A 17,755-nucleotide genomic window follows, 5' to 3' on the forward strand; every position below is an offset into this window, starting at 1 on the left:
TTCTGATTTATAGATAAAGCTTCCGTAAAAAAATGCAAGTTCATCAACTGATTTGTATAGTGTTTATCTTATATAGAGCTTATAATAAAATATCCGCTATATCAATTGATTATAGCGGATATTAAGTTGTTTATTCTGTTGGAATATATCAAAATATATTATTCGTGATCCGGGTATAATAATCTATACACTTCTTAATGTCAGGAACCGAATTTTCCCAATTATATTCATATTCTATAGTAAATACCCCTTTGAAGTTCTGATCTTTCAGAGTTTGGAGCATTTTCTCTACATTTAGTATCCCTGTTCCCCATATAACATCATGTTGTTCGGTTTCTCCCTCCTGTTTTTCTGCTATATCTTTGAAGTGCAGGGAAATTATACGGCCTTTCAACTTATGCAGGCATTCAATCTGATCAAGACCTTCGCGACACCAATGCCCTACATCGGCGCACGCTCCGGTTTTGTCGCTTCGGTTGGCTATTTGTGCCAGCAACAGATCCGGATTCCAGTAATCGGATGGTTGCGGATGATTATGAACAGATACCTTAATATTGTATTTATTAGCGAGGCTTTCTATTAGATCCCAATCTTTAAGAGCTGGTTCACAGGAAATAAATTCCATTTCCATGTCTTTAGCCAGGATGAACATTTTTTCCCAATCGTCAGGATTATCCGTTGTATATACTCCTGTAGATATGATCTTTATTCCTTTTTCATTCGCATATTGCTTCAGCTCGGAACGTTCTTCAACTGTCAACTCGGTACTAAAAGCCTTATCTCCCCATTTACCACCCAATTTATGTCCGGGAAATACTTCTATATATTTCAATCCCAGTCCTTTTGTTTTGTCCAGGGCTTCAGTAAATGTGAATTTATGGAAAGAATATGATTGCATCGATAATCTCCAGCCAGACTCTTTTGATTTCGATTGTGCGTTTTCTGTTGAACTCTTTTCAGAATCTGTTCCTTTTTGTTTACCGGAACAGGCCGGCAGTAAATATATCAGGCTAAGCAATGCTATATAATATAAATGTTTCATAAACTTTATTTTTCAGTGATTCTATTTTGGCATACTGGGAAGGGTAAATCCATTCTCGTAAGTATGCTTGATCCATTCATTAGCCATATCTATTGCGGAAAAATCAGCAAATTGCCGATCAAATTTAGGATCACCATCTATTACATCGAAGTTGTCGACAGTCACTATCTTTATCTTATCATTTGCTGATATATTGGTAAACTTCATATTTTCTCCGTCCCATTTCAGTTCGCGATGCAATCCGTACAATCCTGATAAGCGTACTGCCAGAACGCCCATTACAACCATCTCGTTGAACGGACCGGAGAACTGGAAGTTGGAAGTACTTTCTGTTCTGTTTTCAGGAGATTCCTTACAGGCCCTTATCCAGTCCTGCTCGTGTGCATTTGTATCCCAAATATCACCATTTCCGCCTTTGATACGTGGAATAGTAGGTTTGGGTTCGGTAAAGTGTTCCATCTCTGATTTAGGCAGTAGGGTAGGGTTGAGGCCATAGCAACCAGTCATTATTTTGCCTTTTGAACCGACAAATATGATTCCACCATTAGAGTCTCCCATCATTTCACCGTTATTCAGCTCTTCGGGACGTGGAGGCATCAGTCCTCCGTCATACCAATGTATTTTCACTTCGGGCATTGCCACCTTCGGCATGTTGTCGCGTGCTGGGAATGTATAGGTTACTACTTGTGCATGCGGTGGAGAATAAAGGTTGCTCAGTGTAGAACTGCCGATAACACTCACTGGATATCTTAAATTAAGCGCCCAATATACAGGATCCATAATATGACAAGCCATATCGCCCAATGCGCCTGTTCCGAAGTCCCACCAGCCACGCCAGTTCCATGGTGTATACACTGGATTGTAGGCACGTTTTTTTGCAGGACCGATAAACAGATCCCAGTCCAGTGTTTTAGGCACTTTGACAACCCCCTTAGGTTCTTGTAATCCTTGTGGCCAGATAGGGCGGTCTGTCCAGCAATGTACTTCGCGCACATCACCTATGATCCCTGCTTGTATCCATTCGGCTACACGCCGGCAGTCGTCAAACGAATTTCCCTGATTTCCCATCTGGGTAGCCACTTTGTATTTCTTTGCCAGTTTTGTCAATAACCTCGACTCGTATACCGAATGGGTTAATGGCTTTTGTACGTAGCAATGTTTACCCAGCGTAATCCCATGTGCAACTACTCCAGCATGAGTGTGATCAGGGGTCGCCACCATAATGGCGTCTATCGATTCTCCTATTTCGTCGAACATAATCCGCCAGTCCTTGAATTGTTTGGCTTTCGGATAGTCGTTGAATGTCTTGTTGGCATATTTCCAGTCCACATCGCAAAGGGCAACGATATTCTCGGTTTTCATATTCGCTAGGTTGCGACGTCCGATGCCACCCACACCTATTCCGGCTATATTCAGTTTATCGCTTGGTGCCGTATAACCGAATGATTTACCCAAAACCTTGCCGGGAATAATAGTTAGGCCCGCAGCAGTAATAGCTCCTGCTTTTAAGAATTTACGTCTGCTTATATCTTTCATCTTATATTTATTTAGTTTGTTTTTCTTTTGTCTGCCACATTTTTTCTATTTCTTCCAGCGACTTACCTGTTGTTTCGGGAACTAAGAAATAGGTAATAGCGATATATGGGATGCACATACATGCGAATATCCAGAATGTAACAGAGGCTCCCACACCGTTAAGTAAAACGGGTGTCAGTTGGCCTATAAGATATGTGCCTATCCATAAAGAGAACCCGGCACATGACATGGCTACTCCACGGACTTTTACAGGGTACATTTCTGATAGCAAAACCCATATGACAACACTTATAGAGATAGCTGAGAAGAAAATGTAGGTCATGATCATACCCAGCAACACTACCGGATTATTGATTCCTATATTGAAGAATATACCGATGGCGATTAGCATAACAAACATACCGCTTACACCGATATAAACAAGCTTTTTTCGTCCGATACGGTCTACCAGATACATCCCCAGAATAGTGGAGAGTACATTAACTATACCTACTATTATCTGAAAATCGAGTGAACCCTGCGCTTCCATTCCGGCCTCGGAGAAGATGATCGGACCATAATAAAAGATCGCGTTCACTCCCATAAACTGTCCGAGGATGGCCAGGCAAACACCGATAAACAGAGCTATACGGTAACCCGGTTTGAAGAGAATGCGCCAGTCTGTTTTCTCCTCTGAACTGAGCATATCCTGTGTTTCTTTTATCTGTAATTTCGCTTCACTCTCACCAAAGAGAGTGGTCATTGTTTTTACGGCCTTATCAACTTTATTCCGTGCGATCTGCCATCTCGGGCTTTCAGGTATCAGAAACAGAACGAGAAAAAACAGAGCCGCAGGTATGGTTTGCATACCCAGCATTCCCCTCCATGGTTGTTCTTTCAGTACAAAATTGAGCCATTGTTGATCGAAGGTTATTGTTTGTGACCAATGCAGTACACGTGCATTGACAATGTAAGAAGCAACAATCCCAACGGTCACAGCCAACTGATAGAGCGTAACCAGTGTCCCTCTGTAGCGTGAAGGTGAAACCTCTGAAATATATAAGGGCGAAACGATAGAAGCAACGCCTATTCCCATACCTCCCAGCATACGTGCAAATACAAGCATGTAAAAATCGGAGGCCACCATACAGCCGAAAGCCGAGACTGTAAACAAGGCTGCCGCAACCCATAGCGAAAGCCGCCTGCCGAGCCTGTCACTGATGATGCCGGCAAAAGAAACACCGATGATAGACCCAATCAGTGCACATCCTACATACCATCCTGTTTCCACATCGTTTAGCATATACAGGTAGGTAACCTGCTGTATTGTTCCGGAGATAACAGCCGTATCATATCCAAATAGGAATCCTCCTATGGCGCCTACTACGGATAGGAAAATTACGTATTTAAAGTTGCCTTTTTTTTGTTCTGCCATAAGAGTTTATTTATAAGTTAAAGTATTCTTTGTATCGGTTATACAGATGTCCGGCCTGCAGATATGCAGATTGCGGACTCATAAAGTGCGAGAATTCAAAAGTGATGGCTTTGTCATATCCTGCGCGTTTTGCAGCTTCAAGTTTTAGACGAAGTTTATCGAACTTGATAGGTAAAAATTTAATGGGCATATCACGATCGAACGATTCTGCATTTGTCCAGCATTCCAATCCATATTTATCAGCGAGTTTTTTATTAACCTCAAAAAACGCGTCCAGTTCGTCATAGTCGATATGCCCATCCTGAAAAGCACAGGCGTCTACTGTCCCTTTTATTCCATCGAATATTTCTCCCCATTCTTTTTCATGTTGCTGAACCGAAACCGAATCGCCTTTCGATAATTGTCCGGATGCGGCCATCACGGCCTTTTTCCCGTCAATCCATGGAGAGATAAAGGTAGGCAGGCCTCCCGATACATCTTTACATTGTTTGCCCATAGCGCGGAAAGAGTCAATAGCTCCCTTTGTTGCCCGACTGATTTCCCCGCTAAGGTACCATCCCTGAAAACTTTTATATTTTTGTCCGTATTTTTGCCATACTTCATCTATTACATATTTATTGTCCTCTATTTCGTGCGACATATCACCAGTAGCCCAGTAATGACCTGAATCATACAGACCGAAATAGAATTTCATCCCATGTTTATCTGCCAGCTTTAAATACATATCCAGAAGATCGACCGATGGTTTGTAGCATCCTTTTTTTATTAGATATTCTGACGGATAGGTGATAAACTTACGGTATCCCGACCGGATCATGATAACAGTATCAATACCAATGGCTTTCATGTGGCAAAAATCCTGATCCCATTCCTTTTCTCCCCAGTTCTGATGAGGAATATCATGTGAAATTTCATCCAGAAAAGTTCCGCTGATCTGTAACCCTTTTGCCGGAGGAACAATGAGCGTTGATGTTGCATCCGAATTGCATAATGTGATTTTTGCATTATCGGGGCTGCTATTGCCGCAGGATGAGAGTATAGGTACACTGGCAGCTACAGCTGCCCCCATTCCCATTTTCTTTAAAAATTCCCGTCTGTTTTTTTCCATACTTCGCTGTATATTATATCTGTTTCTTGTAGTTATTTATAATGCCCGTCGAAGACTATTTCTTTATTGAAAGGATCGAGCGATGAATCCAATATCTTAGCCAGTTCGCGTTTTGTTATTGGTTTATTTGAATATATTTTCTCCCCGGTCTTTTCTTGTCCTGCAATCCGGTTGATATACTTAACGGCAGTTTCTTCCGTAAGCAATTTATTATCATTTACAATTTCTGACTCAGGATTAAAGGAATTCAGGCCTTTAGTGAATTCGGTAACCGTAATGGTCGTATCAGGATAAAACCATGTGCGGTTGGCCCATCCCCATGGCTCACCTATAGTATTGAGTATACCCGTAGCACTGATCTTCTGTATTACTTCAAAGTCCGGATCGGAAGGCTGAATGTCGAATAGCGGCATGATGTATGCTTTTTCTTTTAAGAGGGCAGACTGAACATCCCTGATTAGCACTTCCCGCGGCTGTTTATCTTCTATTACAGATAGTGCTGCTAAAATGCCGGCAGCCTGTCCGGTAAGTAAAACAACAGGTTGCAGGCGGGTAGAGCCATTGATCAGATTGGATACGGAAATAGCCTTATCCGATACGATCAGTCCGTCTACCGATTCAGGAATAAGTGACCCCAACGGAATATTAAAAGACGGAACCGGATCGAACCCAATTTTAGGAGCATCAGGATTTTTTGCATGATGATGATCGACCGGATAATCACCTACCGATATACCTGTCCTATATAACAGTTCTTTCTGATTGTATGGGTTTTCAACATGATTGAATGTAAGATAAGAAAGTCCTTTCAGTCTTCGTCCTTCCCTGTGGTATGGTTTATATGCCAGTTTATCCGGTGTGTCAAATTCATCGTCAGCTAATCCGATATGTTTAAAACCTAGCTCATGTTGTATAAAATATATAAAGCAGAGCGTATGATCTTTTGCCTTTTGTAGCTCCTTTTCCCTTTCTTCGCGCGGAAGTTCTATAACATTCAGATAAATATCGTTGCCAAATTTGGGCCAATTGATCATGTACTTATTATTAGGCATTTTACCATATTCCAGCATTTGCTGGCAGTCGATCTTTACAGAGTCGACAGTTTCTTTACAGCAGCCCTGGAAAACTTCAGGATTATAGCCTTCTGGTTGTGGAATTGTTTTATCGGCTCTTTCACCATAATCTTTCAGTATAGCAACCCATGTAAGGTCTTGTACTATATCGTTTGCATTTTCGGGAGCGCCTTTTTCCCCGGTTTCGTTTTTCGAATCCATTCCTAACCTGTAACCGGCTCCTGCTGTCTTCAGGCTTTCACCGATATCTGTGGCGTCTATTGTAATCTTTGCATGTACAATTAGTTTTTGATTCTTATCATTGCTGAAAACAGCTCCTTTTACATTGTTCCCATCTTTCAGTATGTTCTCGAAAAAATAGCCATGCATGACTTCTAAGTCTTTTTCAGCCGCAGCCATCGATTTAAAGATACTGTCTCCTATATGAGGTTCGAAAAGGGTACTGCTAACCCAACCTGTTCTTACCTTATCGGCACCGCCGTAATGGTTACGAAGCTTTTCCCTGAATTCGTTCCATATGCCTGAATGCAGATTGTGGTTTCCGTCGCAAGCTCCTACGCCTTGTGCTGTAAACATTCCTCCCAGCCATGGAGTTTCTTCTACAATGAGTGTTTTCACTCCTTTCCGGGCTGCCGATATTCCGGCGGATGTACCGCTTGTAGTCCCTCCTATAACGAGTATGTCTGTCGTAATTTCTTTTTTAGATTGAGTATTTTTACATGATATTACAGATATGGAAAATACCAGAATAAAAATGTATGAAAGCAATACGGCCTTATTCATAGATATAAATTAGGTTTAAGTAAAAACTATTAACTATTTAGGCAAGATCATTGTAATCTTGCATTGTAAAATACTTAGAATAATAGCTACCAGAACAACAGTACGAAAAGGCTTAGTAGGATAGTAAGGTGTTTAATGGTATTTATATAAAAGAATATATGCGTTATATATTATTCTAAATATTTTTTATATAACGCAAATATATAAATAATATTTTAATAAATAAAGATTATTAATAAAATATTTTAATTACTTTTTATGCCAATGGGGACAACATTTTCTCTTTTACAACCCGGCATGCACCGATTACTCCGGCTCTGCGCCCCAGAATAGATTTTTTTAGAGCTACATCGCGGTTTACAAGTCCGAGAGAATATTTCTTCAGGCTGGATTGTATTGGTAATAAAACGAAATCCCCCAATTGAGAAAAATCTCCGCCAATAATCAGTAATTCAGGGTTTAATATATTGATAAGACTGGCTAGCGCACGGCCTATTACTTCGCATTGTTTGGTTATAAGTTCTATACATAGGCTATCTTCTTTTATCAGGACTCCGGATAAAAGTTTGTGATATTGCTGTATGCTGGAAGAGTTATTGTCGATTGATATAGCTGATGTACGTCCGTCAGCTAATGCTTGCTTGAATTGTTCGACTAAGGCCCATCCCGACGCTTCTGTTTCCAGACATCCTATTTTGCCGCAATGGCATAGTATCTCGTTGTCGAATAGGGGGCTATGGCCGAACTCGCCGGAATATCCTGATTTTCCGTAATAGAGTTCTCCTTCGGTTATTATGCCGATACCGATACCCCAACTGTAATTGAGGAAGACAACGTTCTTTTCTCCTTCTACAACTCCTTGCGCATATTCTCCCAAAGTCATGGCCCGGGTATCATTTTCCAGATATACAGGCATGCCTATCTTTTCAGATAAGATTTCTACCAATGGCCGGTTTTCAGTAAAGAAATAATTGTAACTGAATCCTTCTTTAGAATTGATACGTCCTGATAAGTTTACACATAAACCTATAATTAGTGATTTATCTATCTGGCTATCGGATATAAATGTGTCGATGCAGCCACAAAACTCCATGAGCGATTCGTAGGTGTTTTCTAACACAAATGCTGTATTCAGTTCAATACTTACAAATTCTTCCTTCAGGTTCTGAATTCCGAAAGAAGTGCTCGACCTGTTGGCTTCAACACCTAGAAAATAAGTCTTGTCCGAAGACATACTGTATAAGGACGGACGTCGTCCTCCACTATTTGATATCTTACCGGAATCGACAATCAATTCATCTCCCAGCAATTCATTTACGGCTTTTGTTATAGTAGGTATACTGGATTGAAGTTCAGTGCTTAACTCTAAAATTGTGGCATCTCCTATAGATAGGAGGCATTTAACTATAGATTGTTTTAATGTGTGCCATTTAATTCCGCTGAGGCTATTATCGGGGCTGTCTGCCAGAAGATCTTTTAAGGTCATAACTGTTATTTATTAATTCTTTTTAATGGCTATAACAAAGTTAATAAAAACAATGAAATATGAATCAATAATTAACAATTTCTTGATTTTAGTTTATTGCGTAATAGACCATTTATTCTATTTTACGAGGTATGCCTATATATATGTTGTTAAAACGGTCGACTACTTCTATCCTTATTTTAGCATTTTTGTCTAAAGGTTCTGCTTTGAACAGGTGTTCGGTAGGACCTGCCCCTATATATTTATAGCGGAAATTTTGTTTGTTTTTGTCTACGTAATTTACGACACCGGGATCCCATCCTCTGTATTGTTCCATTTCTCCCATCCTTATACCGTTTTCGTACCAGTATACTTTCCATTGAGGGTCGTGGTTCCACACATTGGCTATAATGGCATTAGGTCTATGTTTATCGACTCCGGGCAGATAAGAGTCGAACTGGTAATTTTTATTCTTGCCTACCGATTTGTAAAACCACTTTACATTATCACCGTCGAACTCGTACACAGCATAGCCTAGCGGAGTGCCGTCACTATTATATGGCGCCTGCCAGAAAATACCACAAAGAGCTGCGTGTACATGTTCAAAAAGATTATCCGCCAACTGGTAATTTTCATTATAATGCTCATGGCCTGAGAGAATAAGTGCTTTATATGGCTTTAGCATTTTATATAAAGCATTCCTGTTTTGAAGTACCTTATTCATCTCTTCTTTAGCAAACTCACCCTTCCGGGCTTCTGGCGAATAGGTGGGTATATGGAATGAAACTACTACGGTAGAGCCTTCGGGGATAAAGGCAAGGTCTTGTTCGAGCCAGCATAACTGCTCTTCGTATAGATAACCTATCGAAGAATATCCTCTGGCCGTAAAAAATACATCGTCGAGAACAATGTAATGAACTTTTCCTCTGTTGTATGAATAGTAGGTTGGACCAGCGGCTCTTCTGAACGTTTCTTTCGAATAATGGTTAGAACGCCCGTTCACATCTATGTCGTGATTTCCTACGGCATAGAAAAAAGGAATATTTGTTTCAGCGAACATACTTTTTATAGGTTCGAAGAATTTCGGCTCCCTGCTTATCTCTGCAATAATATCACCACAGATCACGCCATGAACAGATAGACCTATGTAATCCCGGCTAACCAGCGCTTTCATATCGTTTACTGCTTCCTGAAGCATGGGTATTTCTTCATCGAACCCGACCTGCGGATCAGCACAGGCTATCAGTATATGCTTGTTTTCATCAAGACCTGATTTTTCCAGTGTAAAATCAAATCTTTGTTTCGGTTTCGATTTATCGCTTATCCGGTGAAAATAATGAGGTGCATTCTCTTGCATAGGAATTACGTATCCGGAGGGTATAGATATATAGACAAATTCGGCAGTGGGATTGCTTAACAGATTGTATTCACCTTTATGATTAGTGATAACAATATTATAACCGTCAGTTACAGCTACTCCCTCAATAGCAGTGCCTTTTTTATCGAGGACTTTCCCTGAGAATTCTATATTCCGTAAGTCTACCTGGGCATTTATATTTATTGAGAATATAAAAATGATCAGTGAATATAATAACTTGTGAGTATGCATATCCGGTTACTTTTTAAGTTCTTCAATATAAGAGTTTCCAAAACGATCGGTCACTTCCACCTTTATTTCAGCATCCTTATTTTTAGGTATAGCAAAGAATATATGATCTGTCTGCTTAACAGAAATCCAGCTGTATTTGAAATTCTTTCCGTTTTCTTTTACATAATCCCTGATATTGGGGTCATATCCTGTAAATCGTTCCATTTCTCCCATTTTTATATTGTCTTCATACCAATAGATTTTCCATGACGGATCATAGTTCCATACATTGGCTGTAATAGCTTCCGGTTTCTCTTTGCTGGATCCTGCTGGATAGAGATTGAACTGGTGATTTCTGTCTTTCCCAATGGTTTTGAAATACCATTTTACATTATCACCGTCGAATTCGTATACACCGTATCCCGAGGCTGTTCCGTCATGGCACCATGGAGCCTGCCAGAATAGCCCGCAAAGGGCAGCATGGTTATGTTCAAAAATGTTGTCGGCAATTATATAATTTTCGTTTTGATGCTCATGTCCCGAAAATATATGGGCATTGTAAGGTTTTAATATTTTGTACAATGATTGCCTGTTTTGCAGGACTTTAGTGGGAGGCTCTTTTGCATACTCGCCATGGCGGGCTTCTACCGAATAGGACGGAATGTGCATCGCAACAACGACTGTAGAGCCTTCGGCTACGAGTGCCAAATCCTGTTGTAGCCAGTTGAACTGCCTTTCATAAAGATATCCTATGTAGTAAAAACTGTTACCTGCATAAAAGACATCATCCAGTACGATATAATGAATTTTTCCCCTGTTGAATGAATAGTATGTAGGTCCGAAGTGGCTTTTATAAAGTTCTTTTGCATAATTGTCAGACCTTACATCCAAATTGATGTCGTGATTGCCGACAGCATAAAAGAAAGGAATATTCATTTGCCTTACTATTTCTTTTATAGGTTCGTAAAAGCGGGGTTCTTTGCCTGTGTCGTGGATAATATCGCCACATATCATTCCATAAACAGGCTGGTCAGAATAATTGTCCTTTATCAAACCGTTTACATCCAGGGCTGCTTTTTCTACTAAAGGTAACTCATCGGCGAAATTTACCTGCGGATCGGCCCAGACTATAAATGTATGTTTCGTATCATCGAGGTTCGATTTTTGCAATTCGAAATCTATCTTCTGTTTTTTATTATTGTTCTTTTCTACTTTTTTGAAAAAGCAAGGTACTTTATTTTCAACAGGTATAATATATCCTGAGGGAATGGTAATATAGATATATTCGGCAGTGCTGTTGCTTACCAATTTATATTCGCCTTTTTCGTTTGTCAGAACTATATTATTGCCGTCTGTAACAGGAATTCCCTTTATACCTTTACCTTTTTCGTATACCTTGCCATTGAATTCTATTGTCTGCAAATTGACTTGTGCATCACTATCTGTTACAGACAGGGCAATTAATATAGTCAATATAAAGAATATTTTTCTTGTAAGCATGTCTTTTTTAGTCTTTTCCGGAAAATGCTTTATGATCTGCCACTTTGTTTGTGCAGACCATAAAGCTAAAATCATAAATGGGAACCCTTAAATTATTTATTCCACAGGTGTAAGTATGGCAGCCCATCCTCCACCTTTAGCCATGTTTATATCTAAGGTCTGGCCCTTGGAAACCTCTTTGTTCTCTATTTTGAAATCGGAACCATATCTGTTGGCATTCACTCCGTCTTGTAATATTTCAGCCTTATATTTTCCTTCACTTATGAAATCAAGATTCACTGTTAGCTTACGCTGATCCCAATTGGTGAGTGAAGCAATAAACCATTTTTTCCCACTACGGCGTGCAATAGTCAGATATTTTCCGGCTTCTGCCTCTATTGCCCTTGTTTCATCCCATACAGTGGGGACTTGTGCGATAAAAGAAGTGAAGTCCGGTGTTTTGTAATAATTGGACGGACTGTCGGCAAACATCTGCAACGGACTTTCAAATGCTATGAACAATGCTCCCTGGTGTGCCCTTGTTCCCTGGCTCATAGGATGAATAAAGTTCATGTGAAAATCGCTTTGCGAAGCATTTAAAGTAGCTCCCGGAGTATAATCCATTGGACCTGCGACCATGCGGGTGAAAGGCAGTATCAGATCATGATTGGGAGAAATATCATTGGACGACTTATTATGCTCCAATCCGTACACGCCCTCATAGGTCATTACATTAGGGTATTTTCGATGCAGGCCTGAAGGTTTGAACGAACCGTGAAAATCAACAAGTAGTTGCCTTTCAAATGCAGTTTTGCCCACATTTTCATAGAAGTTTACCATATCCTGGTCGTTGCGTTGCATAAAGTCTATTTTCACTCCTTTCACGCCCCATTGTTTATACAGGTCGAGAATACCTTCTATATCTTCATATAATGGATTCCATAGAGCCCATAGTACCAGACCGACATCTTTGGCTTTGCCATACCTGATTAATTCCTGTACATCTACATTCTTGTTCGGCTCACGAATATTCCATGTGCTGGCAGACCAGCCTTCGTCTAAAAGTATATACTCTAATCCGTATTTCGAGGCGAAATCGATAAAATACTTATAGGTTTGAGTGTTTACACCCGCTTCAAAATCCACATCGTAAACATTGAGAGTACTCCACCAGTCCCATGAAATACGTCCGGGTTTTATCCAGCTTTTGTCTTCTTTTATGCTTGGGGTAGATAGCTGGTATACAAGATTGTTCTCGAGTAACGATCTGTCGTCCGGTTCTATTATGAGCAGTCGCCACGGAAAGTTTCTTTTGCCATCGGTCTCGGCAATGTAATCAGCGTTTTTAATAATCTTCTCGTTGCGGTCTGAGCCCTCTTTTATTTGTTTTTCTAAAACAACGGGAGGGAAAACTCCGTTGAGCATCTGATCAGCCGTTCCTGCTAAAAACAGGTTAGGATAGTCGAACAGATCAGCTTCCATTATTACCATTTTTGTTCCAGACTCTGACGCAAGATAAATTGGTAGATAAGCATACTTCTGATTTGGTATATCCGATATAGGGATGTAATCGAAATCACCTTCACAATGTGTGATAAAGTTGGGGCTGGTTTCTTTAGGCCAGTAAGCTTTATAGTTACCACCTAGATTAAATTCCACCTTTTCTTTTTCGACATGTATCTTTGAAGCCTTTGAAGTTTCGAAACGGTACGCAGTCCCATTATTATAAACCCGGAATGTTACGGCATAGTTATCTTTGAAACTTAATGTCATTTCATTATAATGATCATGTACATACCGGAATTTAGTAGGTACTACCGCTTCGAAAGTTTCGTTAACAGTTCTCCTGTTTACTTTTTGTGACAATACGTTCACTCCGAAAACAGTATTGCTTTCCTTTACGGTCATTGCTATCCGGCTCGGTTTCAATATCGTTTCGCCATTGAATGTTATATGCCATATAAGTTGTTTTCCGTCAGATACAGTCACCTGTATCTTCCCATCGGGAGAAGTTACAATATAGTCTTTGGCCTGTATAATGTTGGCAAATAAGCAGAAAAGGATAATAGAAGCGATTATTTTATTCATTTTCAAAATTGTTTAAGGTCATAGACCTATTGGTTATTTGGGCTAGTAAAATAATGGCAAGAAGTTCTGATTCGAAAAACTGATCATTAAATCATATCTATTTCTTAAATGCCCGGTTAATTGCGTCTCTGAATGCATCCCATTGGTTATCCCTTATGACGTGAGATAATTCGAATACCATGAGGCCTTCTGTGTTTGTCAGGCAGGCATACACAGCATCAGAAAGCCTTTTTGGATCGTTTTTATATCCATAGGATGTAATAGAACCATAGACTTTACAATCGCCCATTATAAAATCGGAATAAGTAGTAACGAAGTTTTCGATAGTCCATGGCGAATTTGGGTATTCCGAATTCCAAAGATATTCGGTATACGCACCTAATGAGAAAACATCCAGTTGATCGGCAAAGCCGGTTTTATTATAGTCATCTGTATACTGGAAACCCGTTGGTTTATATTTTTTGCTTGCCCAGTTTTGTCCTACTCCTACTCGTGAATTCCAATCAGCTGCAGCCCATAGATGAAATTCTATCTCAGGATTAATGGATTTCACATTTTCCCTGATCTTGGTGATCAGATTGGTTATTGTCATCGAACGGAATTCCATCCATTCTTTATATAACGGTCCTGCACCACCGCCTTTTGCCAGTAGTTCATTTTTATTTTTCACATTCAACCCGCTATATTCTTCGAAAGCGGATATTGTCTTGTCGCTAAAGCCGTATTCACCTCCATACCAACGGCAATAATCGATGCAGATACCTTTTAGTTTAGGATATTTTGTGACGATCTCACTAAGAATGGATATAACAAAGTCCTGTACTTCGGGCAGGCATGGATTCAGCATGGCTGCATCTGCTCCGTATTGATCCCTGATATCGATTATTTTATCCGGATCTCCATTGGGCATTTCCATTTGTGTTTTTCCATCCCACCTATGGTCATCATATACAAGGCCTTTTTTCTCTCTGGTATAACCATAACCTAAGGTTGATATGCTGGCAATAACACTAATGTTCAGTCGCTCAGCTTCTTCAATCCAATATGCCAGATAATCCCAGTCCCGTTCTACAACATCTCTGTCCCAGTGTGTCAGTTTCGGTAGAATATCGCTGTCGTATAATGCGTATCCGATACCTGGTTTTACATCTACATAAATTTCATTAAATCCGGTTTCTTTCATTTTTTCCAGATAATGAGTGATATTTGCTTTGGATGAAAATCGGGTGAAATTTGCATGAGCATCAATCCACATTTGTACTGGTTTGTCTACTTTTTCCTCTTGCTTATCACTTTTAATATTATTGGTTGAACAAGAAGCAATAAAGCCTGAAAGAGTTAATATTAGAAAGAAATATTTTATCATTATATTTTTTATGTTTTGAATAATAGAATAGGTATCGTATTTTTTGTCATGCTGATCGTAACGAAATATCTGTTTATATAGTAAGATGTTTTCTTTCGGTCAGCATGACAGTAGTTGTTTTTTTGTATTTACTATTTATATACACGGTCGATACCATCTTTTATGGCATTCCATTGGCTGTTATTGATTACATGGGATATTTCAAATACCATCAGGCCATCTGTGTTTTTCAAGCATAGGTAAACAGCATCAGAAACAGATGTGGCTTTATTTCCATAGGCATATGAAGCAAAAGAACCATATACATCACAATCACCCATTGTATAGTTTGAATAGGTCGTTACAAAATTCTCTACTGACCAGTCCGAGTTTGGAGCTTCAGTTTTCCATACAGCATCGGCATAAGCACCTAATGAAAATACATCTATTTGGTCAGCAAAACCAGTTTTGTTGTATGTATCTGTGTATATAGATGAGTTGCCGGTTGGTGTATAATTCTTGCTTGCCCAGTTTTGTCCCACACTATAACGAGAAGTCCAATGTGCCGATGCCCACAAGTGAAGTTCTAAATCAGGATTTATAGATTTTATCTTGGAGCGGATGTTTGTGATCAAATTTGTTATGGTCATTGAACGGAATTCAATCCAATATTTATATAACGAACCTATTCCTCCGGAATCTGTTATTATATCATTATTACTTGTGACTTTCTGCCCGCTATATGCTTCAAATGCAGAGATAGTAGTGTCACCAAATCCATAGTTTCCTCCATACCAGCGGCAATAATCCAAACAGATCCCTTTTAATTTCGGATATTTTGTTGCAATTTCTTCGATTATAGAAATAACAAATGATTGTACTTCAGGTATACTCGGATTCAGCATAGCTGCATCAACGTCAGTCTGATCACGCATGTCTACAAGGTTTTCCGGATTACTACTGTCTGGCATTTCCACTTGGGTCTTTCCATCCCATTGGCTGCTGTCATAAATTAGCCCCTCTTTGGTTTTTGTTGCTCCAAATCCAAGAGTCGAAATGCTTGCTATGACTTTCATGTCCAGCCGTTCGGCTTCTTCTATCCAATAAGCCAAATAATCCCAGTCGCGGTTCACGGTTTCGGTACCCCATTTCGTTAATTGTGGTAGAATGTCGCTGTCATATAGAGCATAACCTATGCCTGGTTTTACATCAACATAAACTTCATTGAAACCTGTTTCCTGCATCTTTTCCAGATAAGAGGTGATACTTGCTTTTTCAGCGAAACGACTAAAGTTTGCATGAGCATCTATCCACATTTGAATAGGCTTAACATCTTCGCTCGGCCTATCTATATCTATTGGGATTTCGCTCCCATCACCATAATTATTATTGTCGTCGTCGCTCGAGCAAGCGAAGAGAGAACATGAAAAAATTAATAGTAAGAATAAATAGTTTTTCATATCTAAATTATTAAATGTTTATACATAGTAAATTTGGCCCTAAGGCTAAAAGTATTATAATTATTTTTTGCTATTGTCAGTCTCTGCTCTGTCAATTCCCTGTTTAATATCATTCCAGAGATTATATTTAATTACCTGTACAATGTCGAACACCATGAGCCCTGCACTTTGTGTGAGGCAAACATATACAGCATCCTCCATGTTTTTGATATTATTTTCGCCATAAACCGTTCCATATATAAGGCAATCATCACCGATAAGTTTGTATGCCCGGTCGATGGCATATTCTATCGACTCATTGTTGTCAAGGCCATATACATCATATAAATATGATCCCAGCATAAATACGTCCAGTTGATCGGCGAAACCAGTATTCTTGTATGTTTCTAAGGCCCATTCCGGAAACATTTGAGATGGGTCGTAATGCTTTTTACTACCCCAGTTTTGGCCATTCTGATATATCGAATGTATCCATGAAGCTGCCCAGTAATTGAGCTTCATATCAGACTTATGGGATTTAATTGTTTTCCGGATGTCTGTAATAAGATTTGTAATAGTTGTTGAACGGAACTCCCACCATTGTTTATAATATTTACCCGGTACCCGGTTCCCTTCGTTATCAAAAGTAAAAATATCCTCAGGGAACTGTTCTACTTTTTTATCAATGAACTTTTCGAATGCCACACGGGTAGAATCTGAAAAATCATAACTGGCATTGCAGTAACGGCAATAATCCAGTGTGAAAGCATCAAAATCATAGTTGGAAACAATTTCTGAAACATATTCTAAAACAACTTTTTTTACAGAAGATAATGCAGGATTCAGGAAAATAGCATATTCATCCGTCTCTTTCATGCTTTTTAATCCGTCGGGAGTATAAGCTACACACACTTTGTCGTCCCATGAAGGATCTTCGTAGGCTGTTCCACTTTTTGTTTTCCCCAGTCCTGCAGGAAGTATCCCTGCCGATACAGTTACTTTCATATTCCGTTTGCGGGCTTCGTCAATAAAGAATTGCAGATAATCCCAGTCTCGTTCATATACATAACCATCACCAAAAGTAGTTAATGGTTTTAGAATCTTACTTTTATATAATACGTCACCTTGCATTGGGCGTACATCTACAACGACTCCATTGAAACCGGTAGCTTTAGCTAGATCCAGATAGAAGCATATACTGTCCTGACTCGAAAAACGTTTGAAATTGGCTTCTGCATCGAGCCAAAGTATTTTGGGCTTTTCATTAGAGAACTCTTCTTTCTTGCTAGAACAAGCTGTAGAAATAAGTACTGCGAATAATATAATAGATATATACCTCATATAATTCATTTTCAATAAATAATTGATTTTTATAGAAGAAAGCCTCTTTTGTAT

General features: G+C 39.4%; 12 protein-coding genes. All 12 read right to left on the reverse strand.

The genetic code is table 11. The annotated features are described in order from the left end of the window. Window positions 1–148 precede the first annotated feature (148 nt). Window positions 149–1,042 (reverse strand): sugar phosphate isomerase/epimerase family protein, encoded by an 894-nt coding sequence (locus tag GGR21_RS19065; protein ID WP_221233045.1) that lies wholly within the window; start codon window positions 1,040–1,042, stop codon window positions 149–151. A 21-nt stretch (window positions 1,043–1,063) separates the two neighbouring features. Further along, complete coding sequence (locus GGR21_RS19070; RefSeq protein WP_183308866.1) at window positions 1,064–2,578, reverse strand: Gfo/Idh/MocA family protein; 1,515 nt, start codon at window positions 2,576–2,578, stop codon at window positions 1,064–1,066. Between the two features lie 7 nt (window positions 2,579–2,585). Further along, a complete protein-coding gene (locus GGR21_RS19075; RefSeq protein ID WP_183308867.1) occupies window positions 2,586–3,992 on the reverse strand; it encodes a sugar porter family MFS transporter in 1,407 nt (468 codons plus the stop codon). Between the two features lie 10 nt (window positions 3,993–4,002). Beyond that, the gene (locus GGR21_RS19080; RefSeq protein WP_183308868.1) at window positions 4,003–5,100 is read right to left on the reverse strand and encodes a DUF4434 domain-containing protein; all 1,098 of its coding nucleotides are present in this window, start codon (window positions 5,098–5,100) and stop codon (window positions 4,003–4,005) included. Between the two features lie 32 nt (window positions 5,101–5,132). After that, complete coding sequence (locus tag GGR21_RS19085) at window positions 5,133–6,956, reverse strand: FAD-dependent oxidoreductase (RefSeq protein ID WP_183308869.1); 1,824 nt, start codon at window positions 6,954–6,956, stop codon at window positions 5,133–5,135. Between the two features lie 256 nt (window positions 6,957–7,212). Then, window positions 7,213–8,442 carry an ROK family protein gene (locus GGR21_RS19090; protein WP_183308870.1) on the reverse strand — a complete coding sequence of 410 codons (1,230 nt, stop codon included), beginning with the start codon at window positions 8,440–8,442 and terminating at the stop codon, window positions 7,213–7,215. A 112-nt stretch (window positions 8,443–8,554) separates the two neighbouring features. Further along, on the reverse strand, window positions 8,555–10,030 hold the full coding sequence (locus GGR21_RS19095; RefSeq protein WP_183308871.1) for a calcineurin-like phosphoesterase C-terminal domain-containing protein: 1,476 nt from the start codon (window positions 10,028–10,030) through the stop codon (window positions 8,555–8,557). 6 nt (window positions 10,031–10,036) lie between these two features. Beyond that, a complete protein-coding gene (locus tag GGR21_RS19100) occupies window positions 10,037–11,584 on the reverse strand; it encodes a calcineurin-like phosphoesterase C-terminal domain-containing protein (RefSeq protein WP_246348123.1) in 1,548 nt (515 codons plus the stop codon). Between the two features lie 21 nt (window positions 11,585–11,605). Beyond that, complete coding sequence (locus GGR21_RS19105) at window positions 11,606–13,576, reverse strand: glycoside hydrolase family 97 protein (RefSeq protein WP_183308872.1); 1,971 nt, start codon at window positions 13,574–13,576, stop codon at window positions 11,606–11,608. Between the two features lie 97 nt (window positions 13,577–13,673). After that, entirely contained in the window at window positions 13,674–14,942 is a 1,269-nt protein-coding gene (locus tag GGR21_RS19110; RefSeq protein ID WP_183308873.1) for a family 10 glycosylhydrolase, read from the reverse strand. Between the two features lie 131 nt (window positions 14,943–15,073). Next, window positions 15,074–16,381, reverse strand: a complete 1,308-nt coding sequence (locus tag GGR21_RS19115) for a family 10 glycosylhydrolase (RefSeq protein WP_183308874.1) — start codon at window positions 16,379–16,381, stop codon at window positions 15,074–15,076. 60 nt (window positions 16,382–16,441) lie between these two features. After that, complete coding sequence (locus GGR21_RS19120) at window positions 16,442–17,701, reverse strand: family 10 glycosylhydrolase (RefSeq protein WP_183308875.1); 1,260 nt, start codon at window positions 17,699–17,701, stop codon at window positions 16,442–16,444. Window positions 17,702–17,755: the final 54 nt, after the last annotated feature.

Source organism: Dysgonomonas hofstadii (genome assembly GCF_014196915.1).
Lineage (GTDB): Bacteria > Bacteroidota > Bacteroidia > Bacteroidales > Dysgonomonadaceae > Dysgonomonas > Dysgonomonas hofstadii.

What these genes read in the sequence shown, in the direction of transcription:
- GGR21_RS19065 (WP_221233045.1), bottom strand. Translation starts at nt 1,042, where the DNA reads ATGAAACATTTATATTATATAGCATTGCTTAGCCTGATATATTTACTG.
- GGR21_RS19070 (WP_183308866.1), bottom strand. Translation starts at nt 2,578, where the DNA reads ATGAAAGATATAAGCAGACGTAAATTCTTAAAAGCAGGAGCTATTACT.
- GGR21_RS19075 (WP_183308867.1), bottom strand. Translation starts at nt 3,992, where the DNA reads ATGGCAGAACAAAAAAAAGGCAACTTTAAATACGTAATTTTCCTATCC.
- GGR21_RS19080 (WP_183308868.1), bottom strand. Translation starts at nt 5,100, where the DNA reads ATGGAAAAAAACAGACGGGAATTTTTAAAGAAAATGGGAATGGGGGCA.
- GGR21_RS19085 (WP_183308869.1), bottom strand. Translation starts at nt 6,956, where the DNA reads ATGAATAAGGCCGTATTGCTTTCATACATTTTTATTCTGGTATTTTCC.
- GGR21_RS19090 (WP_183308870.1), bottom strand. Translation starts at nt 8,442, where the DNA reads ATGACCTTAAAAGATCTTCTGGCAGACAGCCCCGATAATAGCCTCAGC.
- GGR21_RS19095 (WP_183308871.1), bottom strand. Translation starts at nt 10,030, where the DNA reads ATGCATACTCACAAGTTATTATATTCACTGATCATTTTTATATTCTCA.
- GGR21_RS19100 (WP_246348123.1), bottom strand. Translation starts at nt 11,584, where the DNA reads ATGATTTTAGCTTTATGGTCTGCACAAACAAAGTGGCAGATCATAAAG.
- GGR21_RS19105 (WP_183308872.1), bottom strand. Translation starts at nt 13,576, where the DNA reads ATGAATAAAATAATCGCTTCTATTATCCTTTTCTGCTTATTTGCCAAC.
- GGR21_RS19110 (WP_183308873.1), bottom strand. Translation starts at nt 14,942, where the DNA reads ATGATAAAATATTTCTTTCTAATATTAACTCTTTCAGGCTTTATTGCT.
- GGR21_RS19115 (WP_183308874.1), bottom strand. Translation starts at nt 16,381, where the DNA reads ATGAAAAACTATTTATTCTTACTATTAATTTTTTCATGTTCTCTCTTC.
- GGR21_RS19120 (WP_183308875.1), bottom strand. Translation starts at nt 17,701, where the DNA reads ATGAGGTATATATCTATTATATTATTCGCAGTACTTATTTCTACAGCT.